Raw genomic sequence first — 18,073 nt, 5'->3', positions numbered from 1 at the left:
AAACGGATTTGTGGAACTCCAGTTTGCCACCAACGTGGCCTCGGGTGAGGAGGAGTCCATCCCATTGCTTTGGGTCGTTTCCGGTCTGTAGCGCCGGCGGGTGGATTTCTGACCTGGCAATCTGCTGTGCTCGACCGAGCGGATTCGACCCAGCCTGTGTGAAAACGTGAAGAAAATCCAAGGGCAGAAAAATCGACCGCTCAGGACGACCGCTACGCGATTTTCTCCGGGTCGGGAATGGTAATCCTACCCATGAAATTTTCTAGTTTTTGCGTTTTTACACAGCCTGGGTCGAATGCGGTCCTTCGCTCAGTATTACCGGTGCCAAAAAAGATTTTCCCCAGCAATCCATGCGGTAGACTGAGTCCTCACGAACGACCGAATTCGGCCAAAAATGGTCATTTGTCCAGAGCCATCTGAAAGCAGTAGCAGCATGCCATCGTTCTGCCTTCACCTGCTACGTACTTTTACCATGCATATTCTCGCCACAGCCCTGTTTGCCCTCCTCACATTATCGTCCTCGACTGCTCATGCCGTGCCCGGTTCGCCGTGCGTCAGCGATGACTTTCTCGTGCATCGAGATACCCTCAAGGCTGCCAAGGTGGCCTTGCCAGTGTTTGACCATTTCTGCTATCGCGACAGTAGCGGCGACTACGTGGTGTACCTGACCGAAAGCCGTGACCGGAGCTACGATGGCGAAGCCTTGTCGAGCAAAATCGGCGCGTACTTGTTCAAGATAAACGCTGGGCCGACCCTGATGGCCAGGGGCACGGTCAGCGATGGCGCACCTGAGGGAATGGCCGGTATGCAATGGTGGCCCAAGCTGACAGAGTTGAGCGATATCGACGGCGATGGCCTGGTCGATCCGGTCCTGGTCTACCGCTTCTACGCGAAAGACAGTGGAAAAATGCTGAGCGACCCTTATGAAGGCGGGCTGAAGATGATCGTTTTTCATCGTCATGCCAAGGCCGCTATCAGGGCAATTACGGGCAACCTCGACTTGCAACGCTCGACAACTGCGAGCGCGCCCTACTTCAAGCTGCCGCCCGTTCTGCAAATGCACCTGGTACGCAAGATGAACCGGATGTATGACGAAGATCAGTTTGGATTCGACAACAGCCACGCGTTCAAGCCGCAGAAGTAAACCGGCCTCACACCAACCTAAGGTAATGGCGCTTCAGCGAAGTTCGTGCAACAAGCGGCTGCGTGGCCTCCAGGATACTCGCCGGGAAATTATTGTGAATTTATAGCGAACAGAAACGGATGCGATGCAAGGCCCGCGCCGCGACGCAGTGCAAGCACTGCCAGCGGTGGGAAACGCAGCAGGTCAAACGCTCGATAAAGTTGTGGTTGTCCGACCAAAAATTGTGGACTGCGGATGACGGCGTTGTGTCGTTTCCGCCTTGTCGCGGCAACCGCTGGATTTTCGTGTTAACAAACTGCTATGCTGGGCCGAACGGCCGGGTTCGGCCAAAAACGGCCAGTCGCCGCAGCGATACCTCCAAGGCTCACACCAAGCTGCTCCTTCCAACTCCTGACAGGAACTAAGTACCATGATTAAAGGCAGCAATTTTGTTATCCGTCATATTGTGTCCAGTGATCTATCAGCACTTATTCCTCTGCTAAACGATCCCGACGTGCGTGGCGAATATCTTCCGAGCGCAATACAGTCGCCGGTCGAGCTTGAAAAGAAAATTCAGGCTGATGGTATGGCAAACGATAGTCTGGTGCGTCTTCTAATTGTGGAACAGCAGAGCAATTCTGTGATTGGAACAATCTGGCACTCTAGAGCCGTACCGTATTTCAATGCCCGTGAGATCGGCTACACGCTGTCAAACGAATACCGTGGCCAGGGCATTGGGACAGAGGCTGTCCGTCTCTTGGTGCGTCATCTGTTCAGTTCTACTCTGGTGAACCGGCTCGAAATTCGCATGGACACGCGTAATCAGGCGTCTGAGAATGTCGCGATTAAATGCGGGTTTGTAAAGGAAGGCGTGTCACGGGGAGCCAATTTCGTGCGGGGTCAACATGTCGATATGAACCTGTACGCGCTTCTGCGAGATGAGGCATTCGGTTGACGTTCTGTCGGTAGTCTTGTCAACCCGGACCATGAAGTCGCATCAATCGCGGCGAGACGAACGTACGGAATGGGTCGAAAGCCGCCTCTCAACTTAGGTGTACGTCTGGTCCACGCATGGCCCGCTTCAAATGCGCGCCGCTATGCTTACCCGCTGATGTAATTGAACAGCGACAGCCCCGACATCGTCGTGAACGATTTCTGCGCCGCCGTCAGCGTGACCTGCTGCTGCGAAAACGACGAATACGCCGCCACCAGGTCGAGGTCGGTCAGGTCGGACAGGGTCGACGCGTACTGGATGTTCAGGTCGCTGCCGGTACTGTCCAGGCTGTCGAGCTCCTGCAAGCGCGAGCCAATCGCGGAGCGCGCCGTCAGCACGGTGTCGAGCGCCGATTTGATGTTGTTGCTGGCCTGGTTCAGCCCGTTCGTCAACGCCGCCTTGCCGGTCGAACCGAGGGCGCCGCCGCGCAGGGTCTCGATCAGGCTGGTGATGGTGGTGAACACCGACTGCTTCTGGCTCGGCGCCGTGGTAAAGCTGTCGCCGTTGGCCGGCTCGCCCTTGATGTCCATCGACATGCCGTCAAAGGTGATGCTCTGGCCCGATTTGTAGGGCTGGGCGGTCTGCACGGCGCTCGGCGGGGTGGTCGAGTTATCGGTGATGTTGTAGGTCGTCACGGCCGGGCTGCCGGTTACCGTGAAGTCGAGTGCGTAGTTGTGGCCGGTCAGCTTGGTGACATCCACAACGGTGCCCGACGAAATGATGCCGGCGCCCTTGTTGGTGGTCGCGGCGCTGGTCTGGTAAGTGCCGTTGCCGGTGGGGTTGTTCTCGAACACGCCGGTGCCCGAATCGCTGATCGGCACCGAGCGGGTCGAGCCGATCTGCACCTGGCGCTGGCCCTGGTCGCCGGCGTAATCGGCGCCGGTGGCGGTCTGGTTGAACGGCTGCGTGGCCGACTTGTAGCCGGAAAACATATAGCCGCCATTCCCGTCGGTCGAGTTGGCAAGACCGAGCAAATCGGCCAGTCGCCCTTCCAGTTCGGTCGCCTTCGATGCGCGGTCGCTGTCGGTGAAGGTCGCGTTGCCGGAGCTGACTACCAGGTCCTGCACATCCGTCAGCAGCGCGGTAACGCTGTTGAGCACGACTTCTTCCTGCGACAAGGAACTGCGCGCATTCGAGCGGTTCGTGGCCAGCTGCGTGTTGAGCGACTGCGACTGGGTCACTTCCAGCGCGCGCGACGCGGCAATCGGGTCGTCCGACGGCGTGACCACGCGCTTGTTGGTGGACATCTGCATCTGCAGCTTGGCCATGCCGGTTTGCAGCGTGCCGAGCTGGCGGACACCGGCGTCGAAGATGGTACTGGTGGCGATACGCATGATCAGCTTCCTGGATTAATTGCCGAGCGACAGAAGTGTGTCGAACAGGGTGCCGGCGATTTGCATGACTTTGCCGGCCGCCTGGTAAGCCTGCTGGTATTTGAGCAAATTGGCCGCCTCTTCGTCGAGGTTCACGCCGGACACGTCCTGCTGCGAGGCGGTGACCTGCGCCAGCAAGGTGGCGCCGGCATCGGCATTGACTTTCACTTCGCGCGTCTTGTTGCCGACGAAGCTGACCAGCTGGGCATAGCCCGACTGGAACGTGGCGGTGCCGTTATTGAGGATGTTCTTGGTCTGCAAACCGGCCAGCAAGGCGGCATTCCTGGTGTCGCCCGACGCATCGGTGTTCTTGCTGATCGTGAACTTGTCCTGGTCGCCCGGCACGCCGGAGAGGGTGACGTTCATGCCACTGACGTTGTAACTCGAACCGGCAGTGAAAGGAATATTCGTGGCGCCCGCTGGATACACGGTTTTGGCGCCGGCCGAATTGGTGACGGTTACCGGCGCGGCCGCGGGAAAACCGGACAGGTTGCCGCTGGTTTTGTCGTACGTCAGCGTCACCGGAGTCGTGATGGCATTGCCGGGCTTCAGATAGCCGATGTCGACGCTGCCGGCACTGATCTTGCCGGTGCCGGTATTGGTCAGCGGCAGGCTGGTGGCGATGGGCGCGGCGGCGGCGATCTGGCTGACGTCGGTCAGCTTCACGGCAATATTTGCCGCGCCGTTGACGGTCGGCTTGATCGAAAAATTATCGCCCGCAGCGGCGCTGCCGGTCACCGTGAAATCGAGGCCGTCGATGCGCTGCGCGTTGGCCTGCGGATAAGGATTAATGACCGTTTTGGCGTTATCGGACAGGCGCGTGACGGTAAAATTGGCGCCGTCATAGGCGAGCTTGTAGTCGCTTTGCGTCAGCGCGCTGGCATCGGCCACCACGGCCTTGACGGCAGTGGTGCTGTTGACATCGTTCTTGATGCTGCCACCCACATACGCTTCGGGTGCGACAAAAAAATCCTTGCCTTGGGCGCCGGTCGAATCGATACCCAGGTTTTGCTGGGCATTGAAGGTAGAGGCCAGGCTGATGGCGATGCGGCCAATGGCGTTCTGCGTCTTGTCGAGCGTCTCGCTGCGAAACGCCATCAGGCCGCCCAGCGCGCCGCCTTTCAGCGAATCCTCGGCCAGGTTGACGACCTTGCCGCCGGTGATGACGCCGACTTCGACCCGGGTCTGGTCGGTATCGGACGTCGAGGCGGCCAGCTCGAAGGACTGCTTGCCCACCACCAGCGGCTGGCCGTTGCCGATCGACACCGTCAGGCTGTTGTTGTTACCCTTGCTCACGGTGGTCTGGATTTGCTTGTTCAGCTCGAGCACCAGCTGGTCGCGCGCATCGAGCAAATCGTTCGGCTGGCGTCCGGAACCGCCGGAGTAGGTCGCGATCTGGTCGTTCAGCTTGGCAATCTGGCTGGCGTAGGTGTTTATTTCAGTGACGGTCGAAGTGATCTGGCTGTTCACGCCCGATTGCAGTTCGTCGAGCCGGCCATCGATATCGTTCAGGCGCGTGGTCAACGTCGATGCCGACGACAGCATCGCCTGGCGCGCCGAGTCCGACCCGGTGGTGGCACTGATGCTCTGAACGCTTGCAAAGAAATCCTGCAAGGCCGGCGACAGGCCGGACGTGGTATCGGCCAGCAAATTGTCGATCTGGCTGATTTGGGTGTAATAGTTGTCGAGCGAGCTTTTCGTGGTCTGCGCGCTGGTAACCTGCCCGTTCAGGAAGGAATCGCTGTAACGCATGATGTCGGCCACGGTCGTCCCATTGCCGATGAAGCCGCTGCCGCTTTGCTGCCCGCCCATGCTCGCCTGCACCACGGTCTGGCGGCTGTATCCGGCAACACTGGCGTTACTGATGTTGTGACCGGTCGTCGACAGCGCCGCCTGTGCGGCGAACAAACCTGTCTTGCCGATGTTGAGGAGATTTCCAGCCATGGGGTAATCCTTTTATGTGCTTCACCATTCATTAACGGCAGCAATCGTGAAAGCTTGACTTGACAAATGAACCACGCCACCGTCATCCCCGCGAAGGCGGGGATGACGGTTTATAGGCTTGAGGTCATTCTTTACGCCAGTGAATTTTTGATAATGCGCGTCAGTTTGGTCGCGTAATGCGGGTCGGTCGCGTAGCCGGCTTTCTGCAAGCCCTGGGCAAACGTCGCGGCGTCGCCGCCCGATGCCATGACCTTTTCGTAACGCGGATTGTTCGCGATGACCTTGGCGTAATCCTTGAAACTGTCGGCGTAGCTGTCGTAGGCGCGGAATTTTTCGCGCCGGGTGACCGGCGTGCCGTTCACGTATTCGGTGGTCACGGCGGTGGTCGTCTTGCCGGTCCAGCTAGCCCCCGCCTTGATGCCGAACAGGTTGTGGCTGGAGGTGCCGTCGGCGTTCTTGATTTCGCGCTTGCCCCAGCCCGACTCAAGCGCGGCCTGGCCCAGCATGAACTTGGCCGGGATGCCGGTGGCGGCGGCCGCTTCGTCGGCGTGGGCCGCCAGTTTTTCCTGGAACGCGCGCACGTGCGGCGCCTGCCCGGCGTTGCCGGTACTGGTCGGATTGACGATCGCGGCCTTCGCCGCGAATGCCACGCCCAGCTGATCCGGCGCGGCGTTCATGCTACTGGCAGCCGTGCCCGCAGCACCGCCGCCAATTGCCAGCGCCTGGGCATTCGCGGTCTGCGAACTCATCTGGCGCACCAGCATGTCGGCCAGGCCCATGCCGCGCTTGGCCATGGTCTGGCTCAGCTGGCTGTCGAGCATGGTAGTGAACGTCTTGGTCTGCTCATTGTCGGTCATGCCGTCGGTCGGCGTGGCTTCGCGCATGCTCTTCATCATCATGTTGATGAACATGGCTTCGAACTGGGTCGCGGCGCCGCGCAGGGCTTCCGGCGAGCCGGCGGCGGCCGAGGCTTTCAGGTTGCCCAGGCTCTTGGTATCGAGCGCAAGCTTGCCGGACTGGTCGGCTGAGTTGACAGAGCTGATCATGACGGCGTCCTCAAATGATCTCGAGGTCGGCGCGCAGCGAACCGGCGGCTTTCAAGGCTTGCAGGATGGCCAGCAAGTCTTGTGGCGAGGCGCCGATCGAGTTCATCGCCTTGACCACTTCCTGCAGCGAAGCGCCGCCCTTGACCAGCAGCACCTTGCCCGGATCCTTCTTGATTTCGATCTCGGCGGTCTGGGTGACCACGGTCTTGCCTTTCGAGAGCGGATTCGGCTGGCTGACCTGCGTGTCCGGGCTGATCGTCACCGTCAGGTTGCCGTGCGAAATGGCGCAGTTTTCCAGCGTCACGGCCTGGTTCATCACCACCGAGCCGGTACGCGCGTTCATGATCACCTTCGCGGCAGCCGCGGCGGGGCTGACGTCGATGCCCTCCAACAGGCCGAGGAAGGCGACGCGCTGGTCCGACGAGGACGGCGTGCGCACGCGGATCACGCGGCCATCGAGCGCGGTGGCGATGCCGGGACCGAATTTGTCGTTGATCGCTTCCACCACCCGGCTGGCGGTGGTGAAATCGGTCTGGTTCAGTTCGAGCCGGATCTGGTTGTCCTGGCCCAGGTTCGACACCACCGCGCGCTCCACCGTGGCGCCGGCGGAAATTTTGCCCACCGCCAGGTGATTCACTTGCACCTGCCCGCCGCCCTGGGATTGCACGCCCACGCCGCCCACCAGTACATTGCCCTGCGCCATGCCATACACCTGGCCGTCGGCGCCTTGCAGCGGCGTCATCAACAGCGTGCCGCCGCGCAGGCTTTTCGCGTTACCGATCGAGGACACCGTGATGTCGAGCGTCTGGCCCGGCTGGGCAAACGCCGGCAGCGAGGTTGTCACCATCACGGCGGCGACGTTTTTCAGCTGCAGCGACGTGCCCGGCGGCAGATTCACGCCTTTCGATTGCAACATGGCGACAATCGACTGCACCGTGAACGGGGTCTGCGTGGTCTGGTCGCCGGTGCCGTCCAGGCCGACCACGAGGCCGTACCCGGACAATTGATTCTGGCGCACGCCGGCAATGCTGGCGAGGTCTTTCAACCGCTCGGCGTGGACCGCAGGCGCGGCCAGCGCAGCGCTGAGCAAGAGTAGGGCAAATTTGGCGATACGCATTCGTGACCCCTTAGAACGGCAGCAGCGACTGGAAGAAGCGCGAGGCCATCGAGGCCATCTCGGCCTTGTCGATCTGGCTGTTGGTACGGTATTCGACCCGGGCGTCGGCCACCTGGGTGGACGAGACGATATTGCCTTGCTGGATATTGTCCGGGCTGACCATGCCCGAGAAGCGGATGAACTCGACGCCCTTGTTCATCGCCACCTGTTTCTCGCCGACGACGATCAAATTACCGTTTGGCAGCACTTCGGTGACGGTCACGCCCAGCACGCCGGTGAAGGTGTTGCTGGCGCTCTGGTTGTCGCCGTCGGCAAACTTGTTCGCCGTCGAGGTCGCCACGCTTGCGCCGAATTTGCCTTGCAAGGGGCCGGGAATGCCGATGCCGACCGAACCCGATTTGTTGCCCGAGCTGGCGCCCGCTTTCACGGCCGCGGTTTTTTCGACGATGTTAATGATCAGCATGTCGCCGATGTGGCGCGCGCGCCGGTCTTCGAACAGCGGACGGTAATTCGACGCCTGGTAGATGGCGCCGTCGAGCGCAGGCGAACCTTCCACCATCAAGGGACGGGCGCTGGTCGGGCGCTGCACGATCGAGGTTGGAACCGTCGAGCAGCCAGCCAGCGCCAGCGCGGCCACGGCAAGAATGATTTTCATAATTGGGACAGTTTCTGCAACATCTGGTCGGAGGTGGTGATCGCCTTGCTATTGATCTCGTACGCGCGCTGGGTCTGGATCATGTTGACCATTTCCTCCACCACGTTCACGTTCGACGATTCCACATAGCCCTGCATGATCACGCCGGTGCCGTTGGTGCCGGGTGTATTCGTGTTCGGGGTGCCCGACGCGGTGGTTTCCACGTACAGGTTTTCGCCCTTCGACTCCAGCCCGGCCGGGTTGATGAAGCTGGTCAGCTGGATCGAACCGATCTGGGTGCTGGCGGTGGAGCCGCCGGTGGTCACCGAGACGGTGCCGTCGCGCCCGACCGAGATCGAGGTGGCGTTGGCCGGAATGGTGATTGGCGGCTGGATCAGAAAGCCGCTCGAGGTCACCATCTGGCCATTGGCGTCGCTCTGAAACGAACCGTCGCGGGTGTAGGCGGCGGTGCCGTCCGGCAGCGCGACCTGGAAAAAGCCATTCCCGTTGACCATCAGGTCTTTCGAGTTGCTGGTCAATTGTGGGTTGCCCTGAGTATGCAGGCGCTCGGTGGCGACGGTGGCGACACCGGTGCCGATCTGCAGGCCGGACGGCAAATTGGTTTGCTGGGAGGACTGGGCGCCAGGCTGGCGCACATTTTGGTACAACAAGTCCTCGAACACGGCACGCGACTTCTTGAAACCGTTGGTGCTGACGTTAGCGAGGTTGTTGCTGATGACGTCGAGGTTGGTTTGCTGCGCCTCGAGGCCGGTCTTCGCGATGAACAGGGAACGAATCATTTTCTTCTCCAGTAAGGCGGCAGACAGACACCGCCACGCACAATATGAATTATGCGGTAGAAGAAGTTAATTCAAAGCAAGGATCTGGGTGGCTTTCGCAGCGTTATTCTCGGCGTTCTTCAGCAGGCTCATTTGCGTTTCGAACGAGCGCGCCAGCGAAATCATGGACACCATGGCATCGACCGGATTGACGTTGCTGCCTTCCAGCATGCCGCCCACCACCGTGACGTTCGGGTCGGCCTGGGCGGCTGTGCCATTCTTCAAACGGAACAGGCCGTCGTCGCCGCGCACCATGTCCTGCTCGGGAGGGTTGACCAGCTTGAGCTTGCCGAGGATCGTGGCCGTGCCCGGCTTGATGCCGTTTTCGATGGTGGAAATGGTGCCGTCCCCGCCGACCGCCACCGTGACATCCGGCGGCAAGGTAATCGGGCCGCCCTCGCCTGCCAAAGTCAAGCCTTGCGTCGTGGTCAACAGGCCGTTCGGGCTCATCTGGATGGCGCCGTTGCGCGTGTAGGCTTCGGTGCCATCGGCCATTTGCACGGCCAGCCAGCCTTTGCCCTTGACCGCGATGTCGAGGTCGCGCCCGGTCGCTTGCAGCGGTCCGCTCGAGAAATCGGCGCCGACGGTGGAATCGACCACGAAGGTGCGCGTGGGCAGCGTGCCTTCGGCGACCACCGGCACGGCGCGGAAGGAATCGATCTGCGAGCGGAAACCGGTGGTGCTGACGTTGGCCAGGTTGTTCGCCGTCGTCGCTTGCTGCTCCATCAGGTGCTTGGCGCCGCTGGCGGCGGTGTAAATCAGCTTGTCCATTGTTACTTCTCGCTCTAGCAAACGTCATCCCGGCGAAAGCCGGGACCCATGCTGAGTCTCCGACGTCGGTGACGTGGTATGGGCCCCGGCCTTCGCCGGGGTGACGGTTTTGCGTTTAACTAATCAATCGACCAAGTCGCTTAACGCAGGTTCACCAGCGTCTGCAACACCGAATCCTGCGTCTTGATCGTCTGCGCATTGGCCTGGTACACCCGCTGCGCCGTGATCATGTTCACCAGCTCGGCCGTCAAATCCACGTTCGAATTTTCCACCGAAGACGAATTGAGCGAACCCAGGCTGCCCGTTTCCGGCGTGCCCACGATCGGGTTGCCGGAATCGGACGTCTCGGCCCAGGCGTTGTTGCCCAGTGCCGCCAAGCCGTTCGGGTTGACGAAGTTAGCCAGCACGATCTGCCCCAGCGCTTTCGACTGGCCGTTGCTGTACTGACCCAGGATGATGCCATCGGTACCTGCCGAGAAACGCTGCAGGTGGCCCGAGGTGTAACCATCCTGGGTGGTGGTTTTTTCGGTGGTGGTGGCGCCGTACTGCGTGGTGCCGCCAAAGTTCAGCTTGATCTGCATGGTGCTCACCGAGCCCGTCGACGGGAACACCGGCAGGCCGATCGACAGCGGCAGCGTCTGCGGCGCCATCAGGGCCGAGCTGAGCGCGCCATTAGTGTCGAAGTTCAGGTGGCCGACCGGCACCCCCGGCACACTGATTGCGGCAGCGATGGTCTTGTCGACCTCGGCCGGCGTGAAGCCCACCGTATTACCGGCGCTGACAGAGGCTGCATTGATGGCAGCAATATTGGTGGCGCTGGCGCCGGCGGTGGTGGCGGCAGCGGTGACCATGGTGCTGGCCGCAGCAGCATACGCGGCCAGGTCGGCGGCAATTTGCACCGGATTCGGTGGCACGGCGGCGTTCGAGGCCACCCAGGCGTCGCGCGCGGCATTCACCGTGGCGAAGGCGGCGCTGGTGCCCTGGGCCGCGGCAGCGACGGCCTGGTTGGTGATTTCGGTGGCGTCGCTGGCGACGTACACATCCCACTTGCCGGCGTCGGTCTTGACGTAATACATCGACATCACATGGGAATTGCCCAGGCTGTCGTAGACATCGATCGGCACCTGCTTGTTGTACGAGGCCGGATCGGCGGCGTTGAACGGCTTGGCGATCGGCACGCCGTCGCCCGAGTTCAGGTTCATCAAGGTATCGACCTTGGTGGTCGGCACCGGCGCGATGTCGCCGGTCGAAATCTGGATTGGCGCGGCCGAGCCGGCCAGGATGTTGCCGTTCACGCTGACGCCATAGCCAGTCAGCTTCGCGCCCTGGGCGTTTTCCATGTAGCCGTTCTTGTCCAGTGTGAACTGGCCATTGCGCGAGTACTGGGTCACGCCGTTCGCTTCAGTACGGAAAAAACCGCCGCCGTTGATGGCGATGTCGAGCGGGTTGTTGGTCGATTCGACGTTACCCTGGGTGAACTGCTGGGCGATGGCAGCGACCGAGACACCGATACCGGCATTCTTGCCGGTGGCGCCCACCAGCGAGCCGGCGTAGACATCGGCAAATTGCGCCTGCGCGCTTTTGAACCCCACCGTGCTGGCGTTGGCGATGTTGTTACCGATCACATCGAGCGATTTTGCAGCGCCGTTCAAGCCGCTAAGACCTTGTTGGAAAGACATGGTATTCCTCTAAATAAATAGTATGAGAAGTAAGCGGCTTGCTTACAAAAATTCGAACGGTAAGCTAAACACGCTTACATAACCTGTTTGATATCAGCCAGCGTGACCTGGCCCTTGGTCGGCAGATTCAGTTTGACGCCGTCGGTGGCGCTGGTCGACACGCTGGCCACACTGTCGAAGGCCAGCGCAGTGGCGTCGGTCAACTGGGTGCCTGCCCGCGTGGCGACCACGCGGAAGCTGTACTTGCCGTCTTTCACCGAGGCGGTGGCACCATCGGCTTTTCCGTCCCACGTGATCGGCAAAATTCCGGCCGGCTGCGCACCCAGCTCGATGGTCTTGATGTCCTTGCCGGTGGCCGGATCGGTGACGATCACCTTGACGTCCTCGGCGGCCGAGCCCAGGTTCGCCCCCAGGATGCTCTGGCCGCTCGCCACGTTGACAAAGCTGCCATCGACAAACACGCCGTGGCCGATCATGTTGGTGGCCGACATCGCTTCGGACGACTGGTAGCTGCTTTTCAGCGATTCGAGCGTCGTGTTCAGCTTGTTCACACCGGTCACCGTCGACAGCTGCGCCAACTGGCTGGTGAGCTGCGCATTGTCGAGCGGATTCATCGGATCCTGGTTCTTCAGCTGCGTGACCAGCAGCGTCAGGAATTTGTTGGTGTCCGCCTCGACGGAACCTTCCGCCGCCGCCGCGGGCTTGTTGTTCATGGTCGACATCAGGTCGGTCATGGTGGCTGACGTATTGGAAGTAACGGTGGTCATGGGGCGCCTGGAGTTATTGACCGATGGTCAGGGTTTTCATCAGCAGCGTTTTGGCTGCATTCATCGTTTCGACGTTGTTCTGATAGGAGCGCGAGGCGGACAGCATGTTCACCATCTCGTCGACCACATTCACGTTCGGCATCGACACATAGCCCTTGTCGTCGGCCATCGGGTGTTTCGGGTCATACACTTGCTTCAGCGGCGAGGCGTCTTCGACCACCTGCTGCACCTTGACGGCGCTGCCGCCGTCGGCCAGCGGTACGGCCTCGAACACGACCTGCTTGGCGCGGTAGGCCTGGCCGCTGGCGCTGGTGGCGCTGTCGGCATTGGCCAGGTTCGATGCCACCGTGTTCAGGCGCTGCGCTTGCGCGCTCATGGCCGAACCGGACACATTGAAGATATTAAAGAGCGACATCAGCTGCCTCCCTGGATCGCCGCGAGCATGCCGCGGATCTGGTGGTTGATCATGGTGATGCCGGCTTCGTAGCGCAGCGCATTGTCGGCAAACTGGTTGCGTTCCACATCCATGTCGACCGTGTTGCCGTCGACGCTGCCCTGGGCCACGTTGCGGTACAGCAGCGGCGTGCCGTCCGGCATGGTGGCGCCGTCTTTCGCTGCAGCCAGGTGATGCGCTGCCGTGGTGGCCAGGCCAGCGCTGGTCCCCGTGCCCTTGGTCACGGCACTGGCCAGCGCACTCGAAAAATCGATGTCGCGCGCCTTGTAGTTGGGCGTGTCGGCGTTGGCGATGTTGGAGGCCAGCACTTGCTGGCGGTTGCTGCGGATATTCAATGCCGCTTCATTGAAGCGCATGTACTCGTCGAGTTTGCCAATCATGCCGGCCTCCGGGTGGGGTTCTTGGGATAACAGGATGAATCATACGTCTGAGAAACAAATTGCCATCGAACGAGTAAGGCTGGCAAAACCCGGCTATTCATAGTTTCAGTAAGGAATCATTGGTCTAAGATAGCGTCATTCCACAAGGCTGCACTCATGACCCGTTCGCTTTCTTTCACTGTCTTCCTGTTTTGTATGGCTGTCGCCACGATGGCGGGGGCGCAGTCGCCAGGCGCGCGCCAGGATGGTGCCGTCGTGCGCAAGGTCGTCGAACAGTTTTTACAGATCCAGACGGCGGGCCTGCCGGGCAAGGTCAGCGTGACCGTGAATCCGGTCGACCCACGCCTGGGCCTGGCGGCCTGCCCCGACCCGCAGGCATTCCAGCAGCCAGGCGCGCGCGCCTGGGGCAAGACCTCGGTCGGGGTGCGCTGTAGCGCGCCGGTGTGGACGGTGTACGTCCAGGCCCAGGTGAGTGTGCTGGCAGAGTATGTTGCCGCCGCGTCGCCGCTGGCGCAAGGGCAGACGATCGACGCCAGCCAGCTGGTCATGGTCAAGGGCGACCTGGCCGGCATGCCGAACGGCATCGTCACCGACATGGCGCAGGCAGTCGGCCGCACGCCGACGATCTCACTGCCGGCCGGTACGCCGCTGCGGGCAGACAATTTGAAAAGCAAACCGGTGGTCATGCAGAACCAGACCGTGCGCGTGGTCAGCGGTGGGGCAGGTTTCAGCGTATCGGCCGAGGGCAAGGCGCTGGGCAACGCGGCCGCAGGACAGGTGGTGCAGGTGCGCACGCCATCCGGCGCCATCCTCAGCGGGACGGCCAGAGCCGGTGGTATCGTTGACGTTGCAAACTAGAATTTGCATACGAAAACGCAGTTGCTGCTAAAGTTTGGGGTGACGGCGCCGTTATAGGACGCATGTCGCGGAGTTTTCTGCTCCACCCACCGAAGGATATAGCCGTGAAAATCAACGATTCAGTCTCGAACAACGCTGGCATTCCAGCGACGACCACGCCGGCGACCACCACCAGCCGCGGTGCGGAAAAAGCAGCTGCCCAGCCGGTGCCGGTCCCGACCGACAGCGTGCGCCTGTCGCCCCAGGGCCAGGCCCTGGCCGGCACCATGGCCGCTTCAGCCGCGTCGTCCAACTCGGCCGTATTCGATTCCAAAAAAGTCGAGCGCATCAAACTGGCCATCGCCGATGGCCAGTTCCAGGTGAACTCGGAAAAAGTCGCGGACGGCCTGTTAGAGACCGTGCGCGACCTCCTCCACTCCCGCAACAGGTAAACCACCCATGACGCCATCGACCACTCTGCACGACGAACAGCAACTGATGGCGTCGATGCTCACGCTGCTGAAACAAGAGCAAGACAGCCTGGTCGAGGCGCGTGCAGACGGTGTGGCGGAAGTGACACAGCAAAAATCGGATATGGTGGAGCAATTGAGCGAGCTGGCGCGCCAGCGCCACGCCGCGCTGGCCAGCGCCGGTTTCGACGCCGCTGAATCCGGGATGGAGCCATGGCTGGCAGCAAACGGCAGCGCGCTGGAGCGCGCCACCTGGGACCAGTTGCTCGACTGCACCCGCAGCGCCAAGGAACTCAACCGCGTCAACGGCATGCTGGTCGCGCGCCAGCTGGCCCACAACCAGACCGTGCTCAACGCCATGCGCACGCCAGCTGCCACCGGCGGCGCCGAAGCGGGCCTGTATGGGCCGGGCGGGCAGACTGCCGGGTTCGGGCCGTCGCGCCGGTTTGTGGTTGGCTGAGCGCAGGACGCTGCAAGCTCGTGACAAGACCGCGTCCGCGGCCTTGTTAATGTCTTTTCCTGGCAAGGACACAGTGTGCCGATGACCATAACCGCCAACGCACTGTCGTTCGCCGCTCTCCTGCTTTTTCTCCCGCCAGCCTTGGCTGCCGACCTTCCATCCGTCGGTTTGTCGCTCATCTATTCGACAAACGAGGCGGTTTGCAACGCAGCGACGGAAACTCTACGCCATGACAGGAATTGTCGCGACAGCGACGCCATCAATTGTCCCGACAGTGAAGCCACGCCGGTGCGCGCTGGCGCAGCGATGTTCAACGTGATCCAGGAAATCGCCGTCAACGAGTATGGCTACACGCGCGTGGCACGCGCGCTCGGTGGCACGCCGACATCGACCGCGATTATCTATATCGACAGATTCCAGGGGTACAGGATGCCACCCCTGCTCGAAACGTGGAAGGTCGACGAAGCGACCCTGACCAAGGTCCTGGCGCTGCCGCCAGGTCCCCTTCTATCGACGTCATCGATCCCATTCGCCTCCAGACCCGAGCAGTCGATCCATGCGGACGCCTTTGCCGCGCTGCTGGCAAACGGCGAAAAAATAGCAGATGAATGGTCGCCTGTGCTGCCGCTGGGAGATGAACTTTACGCAGTGAAGCGCGAGTGTTCGGGACTCTGGTTGGTTGGCGGCTACTACGCCTGCAACCGCGTGAACAAGCTCACCGTCATTCGCTTGAACGGGAAAGCAAAGGCGCGCCCGGTCTGCCAGTTTGCAAGGCGGAACCAAGCCCTGCGCTGAAGCCATGCGTGGCTTCGCAATGATCAGCGAGAACACGCCGGCGCTGCAGTCATTATCGACCTTGCCGTGCCGCATGCTTGCCCAGCGCGGCGAAGTCGAGATCGCCGTCGCCATGGTCGACCGCCGCCTGCAGCACGGTTTGCAGCGCGGCACCGAACGCCAGTGGCAAACCGTGGGCACGCCCTGCCTCCACCGCCAGGCGCACATCCTTCTGCCCCAGCGCCAGCTTGAAGCCGGCCGGGCTGTAGCGTTGTTCGGCAATCATGCCTCCGTAACCTTTGTAGACGGGTGAACCGGCAAACAGCGTGCTCGTGATCAGCTCGATGAAGCCGGCGGCCGGAATCCCGTGCGCGCCGGCCAGCGCCGCCCCCTCTCCCATTGCTTCGATGGCGCAGGCCAGCGTCAGGTTGCAGGCCAGCTTGACGGCATTGGCCTGTTCCGGCGCCGCGCCGAAGCGCCAGGTTTTTTGTCCCAACAGATCGAACAGGGGCTGCACCCGGCCGACCAGTTCGTCGGCGCCGCCGGCCAGGATGTTCAACTTGCCGGCTGCACGTCCGCCAGCATGCTGAATACGACATCGGGCAGGCCACATTCACCGGGCGTGGCGGCGACCCGGGCGCCCGGCTGCGCCAATGCCTGCCAGTCAGCCGACCCGGAAGCCGTTACGCGAATCAACCGGGATCGCCGGGCGGTTTGCCAGAACACTGCGCCAGCGCGGTATCGAACCAGCCCGCGGGACGGCATTCGCCAAGAACCAGCGCGCGCACCCGGGCCACGCGCGCGAGGTAGAGATCCCGATGGCTGACCGGATTGAACTGGTTGGGCGCCTTGATCATGGCCGCCAGGCCGATGAATTCATCGTCGGTCGTCGCCGCCAGCGGTTTGTTGAAATAGCTGAGTGCTGCCTGCCCCAAGCCCCTGAGCTGCTGCGTGCGCCAGGTGCCCATGTAGACCCGGCCCGCATACAGCGCCAGTTGGCGCTCCTTGGACAGGCGCGCATTGACGACCACCGCCATCACATCGCGGCCCAGGTCGATCCGTTTGCAACAATGGAACAGCGCGCGATACAGCGTCTGCAAGCTTCCTTTGCCACCCGTGAAATCAGCACCATCCAGGTACAGGTCGCGTGCGACGGCGCCGGAAATGGTGGCGAAGCCCTGCCCTTTTCCCAGGCTGACGCCGGCGTGGTCGAAAAATGCCGGGTCTTCCACGCGCGTCAGGATCGCCACTTGCCGTGCCGTGAGCGGCGCATCGGCTGCGACCGGCGCCGTTTCGATGGCCTCATCGAACGCCGCCCAGGCCCAGCAGCCCACGATGGCCAGATACAGCAGGAGGCAAGCTGGCAGCACGAGCAGCCACTTCTTCCGGAATCGGGCTGGCGCGGATGGCGCTGCCTCAGTCATTGCGCGCATGTACGATATGGGCAAGTCAGCCCAAGGCTAGCCGCAGCACCGATCAACATACGGTGAAATAGCATCGACGTGTCTCCATTGGCTCAGGCGGGACTGCCCCGCACAGTCTGTATAGCCCAATGGTACAGGCAATGCGCTGCCAGCCGGACAGTTTCGGCACGCTGGCGCGGCGTGCCGCCCCAGCGCCGCCTGAGCATGCGCATTGCCATGCCATGCCGGCCACGGTGGTACAACTGCCGCACCAGCTGGCGCGCGGCCGGCGCGCGCAGCATGGACACATCGCACAGCGCGAGATAGGCGTCGAGGCGGGCATCGTCGAGCGCGTAATGAAAATTATTGAAGCCGTGAAAACCGAAGGTCGGGGCTGCCGGCTCGATCATTTCCATGGCAAACCGATCCGCGACCGCGCGCGGCGCAAAGCGGATCCCGCGCGCTTCCAGCTCGTCGCGCCGCAGTTCGCAGATCACCGCATCCTCGGGGTGAACCACGTCGAAGTCCATGCTTGCCAGCAGATCGACCAGGCGCCGCGAGCGCAGCGAAAAACCGCCGTTCCCGACCGCGACCGCGAGCGGCCGGTGCGACCAGGGCGCGCCGATATAGTCGTACTCGAGATACACCGGATCCCACAACTTGCCGTCAAGGATAAAACTGTCCCACTGCACCACCAGCACGAAGTCGCCATCGAAGTAGCGGCCCAGATCGCGCAGCATGAAGGCCGAGTAGGCCTCGACGCTGTCGATCGGCGCGATGGCGACCTGTGCGATATAGCCGGGCAAATCGAAGCGCTGCGGGCTCAGGAGCAGGCATTGCCTGAAGCTGGCGGCGGCAAGGCAGCGGTCGAGCGAAAACTGCGCCAGTTGCGGATAGCGCGTTTCGACGCAGACCAGGCTGACGTTGTGGAGGTGCGGTTTTGGCGGGGTCAAGGCGGGTGCTCTGCTTTACTGTCGAGCCCGAAATTTTACCCCGCCCAAAATGGAT

Annotated in this window: 21 protein-coding genes; 6 read left to right on the top strand and 15 right to left on the bottom strand. The window is 61.8% G+C overall.

Annotated features, from left to right (window positions below; translation table 11 throughout):
• Positions 1 to 472: 472 nt before the first annotated feature.
• Both V6M87_RS19805 and V6M87_RS19800 read left to right on the top strand, forming a co-directional pair.
• Entirely contained in the window at positions 473 to 1,144 is a 672-nt protein-coding gene (locus V6M87_RS19805; RefSeq protein WP_332878377.1) for a hypothetical protein, read from the top strand.
• Positions 1,145 to 1,553: 409 nt separating this feature from the next.
• Complete coding sequence (locus tag V6M87_RS19800; RefSeq protein ID WP_332878376.1) at positions 1,554 to 2,078, top strand: GNAT family N-acetyltransferase; 525 nt, start codon at positions 1,554 to 1,556, stop codon at positions 2,076 to 2,078.
• Positions 2,079 to 2,224: 146 nt separating this feature from the next.
• Here V6M87_RS19800 and flgL read toward each other — a convergent pair whose 3' ends face one another.
• The 11 genes from flgL to flgB form a co-directional block, all read right to left on the bottom strand.
• Positions 2,225 to 3,451: a flagellar hook-associated protein FlgL gene (gene flgL / locus V6M87_RS19795; protein ID WP_332878375.1), complete on the bottom strand. Its 1,227-nt coding sequence runs from the start codon at positions 3,449 to 3,451 to the stop codon at positions 2,225 to 2,227.
• Positions 3,452 to 3,466: 15 nt separating this feature from the next.
• Positions 3,467 to 5,434: a flagellar hook-associated protein FlgK gene (gene flgK / locus V6M87_RS19790; RefSeq protein ID WP_332878374.1), complete on the bottom strand. Its 1,968-nt coding sequence runs from the start codon at positions 5,432 to 5,434 to the stop codon at positions 3,467 to 3,469.
• 131 nt (positions 5,435 to 5,565) lie between these two features.
• Positions 5,566 to 6,480: a flagellar assembly peptidoglycan hydrolase FlgJ gene (gene flgJ, locus V6M87_RS19785; protein WP_332878373.1), complete on the bottom strand. Its 915-nt coding sequence runs from the start codon at positions 6,478 to 6,480 to the stop codon at positions 5,566 to 5,568.
• A gap of 10 nt (positions 6,481 to 6,490) precedes the next feature.
• Positions 6,491 to 7,597 (bottom strand): flagellar basal body P-ring protein FlgI, encoded by a 1,107-nt coding sequence (locus V6M87_RS19780; RefSeq protein WP_332878372.1) that lies wholly within the window; start codon positions 7,595 to 7,597, stop codon positions 6,491 to 6,493.
• Between the two features lie 10 nt (positions 7,598 to 7,607).
• Complete coding sequence (locus V6M87_RS19775; protein WP_332878371.1) at positions 7,608 to 8,252, bottom strand: flagellar basal body L-ring protein FlgH; 645 nt, start codon at positions 8,250 to 8,252, stop codon at positions 7,608 to 7,610.
• Positions 8,249 to 9,031, bottom strand: a complete 783-nt coding sequence (gene flgG, locus V6M87_RS19770) for a flagellar basal-body rod protein FlgG (RefSeq protein ID WP_332878370.1) — start codon at positions 9,029 to 9,031, stop codon at positions 8,249 to 8,251. Before flgG ends, V6M87_RS19775 begins: the two co-directional genes overlap by 4 nt.
• A gap of 66 nt (positions 9,032 to 9,097) precedes the next feature.
• The gene (gene flgF / locus V6M87_RS19765) at positions 9,098 to 9,841 is read right to left on the bottom strand and encodes a flagellar basal-body rod protein FlgF (protein WP_332878369.1); all 744 of its coding nucleotides are present in this window, start codon (positions 9,839 to 9,841) and stop codon (positions 9,098 to 9,100) included.
• A gap of 140 nt (positions 9,842 to 9,981) precedes the next feature.
• On the bottom strand, positions 9,982 to 11,520 hold the full coding sequence (locus V6M87_RS19760; protein ID WP_332878368.1) for a flagellar hook protein FlgE: 1,539 nt from the start codon (positions 11,518 to 11,520) through the stop codon (positions 9,982 to 9,984).
• 74 nt (positions 11,521 to 11,594) lie between these two features.
• A complete protein-coding gene (locus V6M87_RS19755) occupies positions 11,595 to 12,287 on the bottom strand; it encodes a flagellar hook assembly protein FlgD (RefSeq protein ID WP_332878367.1) in 693 nt (230 codons plus the stop codon).
• 13 nt (positions 12,288 to 12,300) lie between these two features.
• On the bottom strand, positions 12,301 to 12,702 hold the full coding sequence (gene flgC, locus V6M87_RS19750) for a flagellar basal body rod protein FlgC (protein ID WP_332878366.1): 402 nt from the start codon (positions 12,700 to 12,702) through the stop codon (positions 12,301 to 12,303).
• A complete protein-coding gene (gene flgB, locus V6M87_RS19745; protein ID WP_332878365.1) occupies positions 12,702 to 13,121 on the bottom strand; it encodes a flagellar basal body rod protein FlgB in 420 nt (139 codons plus the stop codon). The genes flgC and flgB overlap by 1 nt, the downstream gene beginning before the upstream one ends.
• A gap of 156 nt (positions 13,122 to 13,277) precedes the next feature.
• Here flgB and flgA point away from each other — a divergent pair, with 156 nt between their 5' ends.
• The 4 genes from flgA to V6M87_RS19725 all read left to right on the top strand — a co-directional run bounded on the left by flgA (position 13,278) and on the right by V6M87_RS19725 (position 15,683).
• Positions 13,278 to 13,979, top strand: coding sequence for a flagellar basal body P-ring formation chaperone FlgA (gene flgA / locus V6M87_RS19740; protein ID WP_332878364.1), 702 nt, complete (start codon positions 13,278 to 13,280; stop codon positions 13,977 to 13,979).
• Positions 13,980 to 14,083: 104 nt separating this feature from the next.
• Positions 14,084 to 14,410: a flagellar biosynthesis anti-sigma factor FlgM gene (gene flgM / locus V6M87_RS19735; RefSeq protein ID WP_332878363.1), complete on the top strand. Its 327-nt coding sequence runs from the start codon at positions 14,084 to 14,086 to the stop codon at positions 14,408 to 14,410.
• 7 nt (positions 14,411 to 14,417) lie between these two features.
• The gene (locus V6M87_RS19730) at positions 14,418 to 14,888 is read left to right on the top strand and encodes a flagella synthesis protein FlgN (RefSeq protein ID WP_332878362.1); all 471 of its coding nucleotides are present in this window, start codon (positions 14,418 to 14,420) and stop codon (positions 14,886 to 14,888) included.
• A gap of 81 nt (positions 14,889 to 14,969) precedes the next feature.
• Entirely contained in the window at positions 14,970 to 15,683 is a 714-nt protein-coding gene (locus V6M87_RS19725) for a hypothetical protein (RefSeq protein WP_332878361.1), read from the top strand.
• A 52-nt stretch (positions 15,684 to 15,735) separates the two neighbouring features.
• Here the strand turns inward: V6M87_RS19725 and V6M87_RS19720 are convergent, their stop codons facing one another.
• The 4 genes from V6M87_RS19720 to V6M87_RS19705 form a co-directional block, all read right to left on the bottom strand.
• Positions 15,736 to 16,221 (bottom strand): NAD(P)-dependent oxidoreductase, encoded by a 486-nt coding sequence (locus tag V6M87_RS19720; protein WP_332878360.1) that lies wholly within the window; start codon positions 16,219 to 16,221, stop codon positions 15,736 to 15,738.
• Complete coding sequence (locus V6M87_RS19715) at positions 16,218 to 16,358, bottom strand: hypothetical protein (protein WP_332878359.1); 141 nt, start codon at positions 16,356 to 16,358, stop codon at positions 16,218 to 16,220. Before V6M87_RS19715 ends, V6M87_RS19720 begins: the two co-directional genes overlap by 4 nt.
• The gene (locus V6M87_RS19710; protein WP_332878358.1) at positions 16,355 to 17,032 is read right to left on the bottom strand and encodes a transglycosylase domain-containing protein; all 678 of its coding nucleotides are present in this window, start codon (positions 17,030 to 17,032) and stop codon (positions 16,355 to 16,357) included. The genes V6M87_RS19715 and V6M87_RS19710 overlap by 4 nt, the downstream gene beginning before the upstream one ends.
• A gap of 146 nt (positions 17,033 to 17,178) precedes the next feature.
• Positions 17,179 to 18,018, bottom strand: coding sequence for a DUF5672 family protein (locus tag V6M87_RS19705; RefSeq protein ID WP_332878357.1), 840 nt, complete (start codon positions 18,016 to 18,018; stop codon positions 17,179 to 17,181).
• Between the last annotated feature and the right edge of the window lie 55 nt (positions 18,019 to 18,073).

The organism is Massilia sp. S19_KUP03_FR1 (assembly GCF_036688685.1).
In the GTDB taxonomy this organism is placed as follows: Bacteria; Pseudomonadota; Gammaproteobacteria; order Burkholderiales; family Burkholderiaceae_D; genus JALYUM01.
The sequence above is the reverse complement of the archived record's forward strand: the minus strand, read 5'-3'. Positions and strand labels throughout refer to the sequence as shown.

Coding starts and splice junctions, on each gene's coding strand:
- V6M87_RS19805 (WP_332878377.1), top strand. CDS start 473: ATGCATATTCTCGCCACAGCCCTGTTTGCCCTCCTCACATTATCGTCC.
- V6M87_RS19800 (WP_332878376.1), top strand. CDS start 1,554: ATGATTAAAGGCAGCAATTTTGTTATCCGTCATATTGTGTCCAGTGAT.
- flgL (WP_332878375.1), bottom strand. CDS start 3,451: ATGCGTATCGCCACCAGTACCATCTTCGACGCCGGTGTCCGCCAGCTC.
- flgK (WP_332878374.1), bottom strand. CDS start 5,434: ATGGCTGGAAATCTCCTCAACATCGGCAAGACAGGTTTGTTCGCCGCA.
- flgJ (WP_332878373.1), bottom strand. CDS start 6,480: ATGATCAGCTCTGTCAACTCAGCCGACCAGTCCGGCAAGCTTGCGCTC.
- V6M87_RS19780 (WP_332878372.1), bottom strand. CDS start 7,597: ATGCGTATCGCCAAATTTGCCCTACTCTTGCTCAGCGCTGCGCTGGCC.
- V6M87_RS19775 (WP_332878371.1), bottom strand. CDS start 8,252: ATGAAAATCATTCTTGCCGTGGCCGCGCTGGCGCTGGCTGGCTGCTCG.
- flgG (WP_332878370.1), bottom strand. CDS start 9,031: ATGATTCGTTCCCTGTTCATCGCGAAGACCGGCCTCGAGGCGCAGCAA.
- flgF (WP_332878369.1), bottom strand. CDS start 9,841: ATGGACAAGCTGATTTACACCGCCGCCAGCGGCGCCAAGCACCTGATG.
- V6M87_RS19760 (WP_332878368.1), bottom strand. CDS start 11,520: ATGTCTTTCCAACAAGGTCTTAGCGGCTTGAACGGCGCTGCAAAATCG.
- V6M87_RS19755 (WP_332878367.1), bottom strand. CDS start 12,287: ATGACCACCGTTACTTCCAATACGTCAGCCACCATGACCGACCTGATG.
- flgC (WP_332878366.1), bottom strand. CDS start 12,702: ATGTCGCTCTTTAATATCTTCAATGTGTCCGGTTCGGCCATGAGCGCG.
- flgB (WP_332878365.1), bottom strand. CDS start 13,121: ATGATTGGCAAACTCGACGAGTACATGCGCTTCAATGAAGCGGCATTG.
- flgA (WP_332878364.1), top strand. CDS start 13,278: ATGACCCGTTCGCTTTCTTTCACTGTCTTCCTGTTTTGTATGGCTGTC.
- V6M87_RS19730 (WP_332878362.1), top strand. CDS start 14,418: ATGACGCCATCGACCACTCTGCACGACGAACAGCAACTGATGGCGTCG.
- V6M87_RS19725 (WP_332878361.1), top strand. CDS start 14,970: ATGACCATAACCGCCAACGCACTGTCGTTCGCCGCTCTCCTGCTTTTT.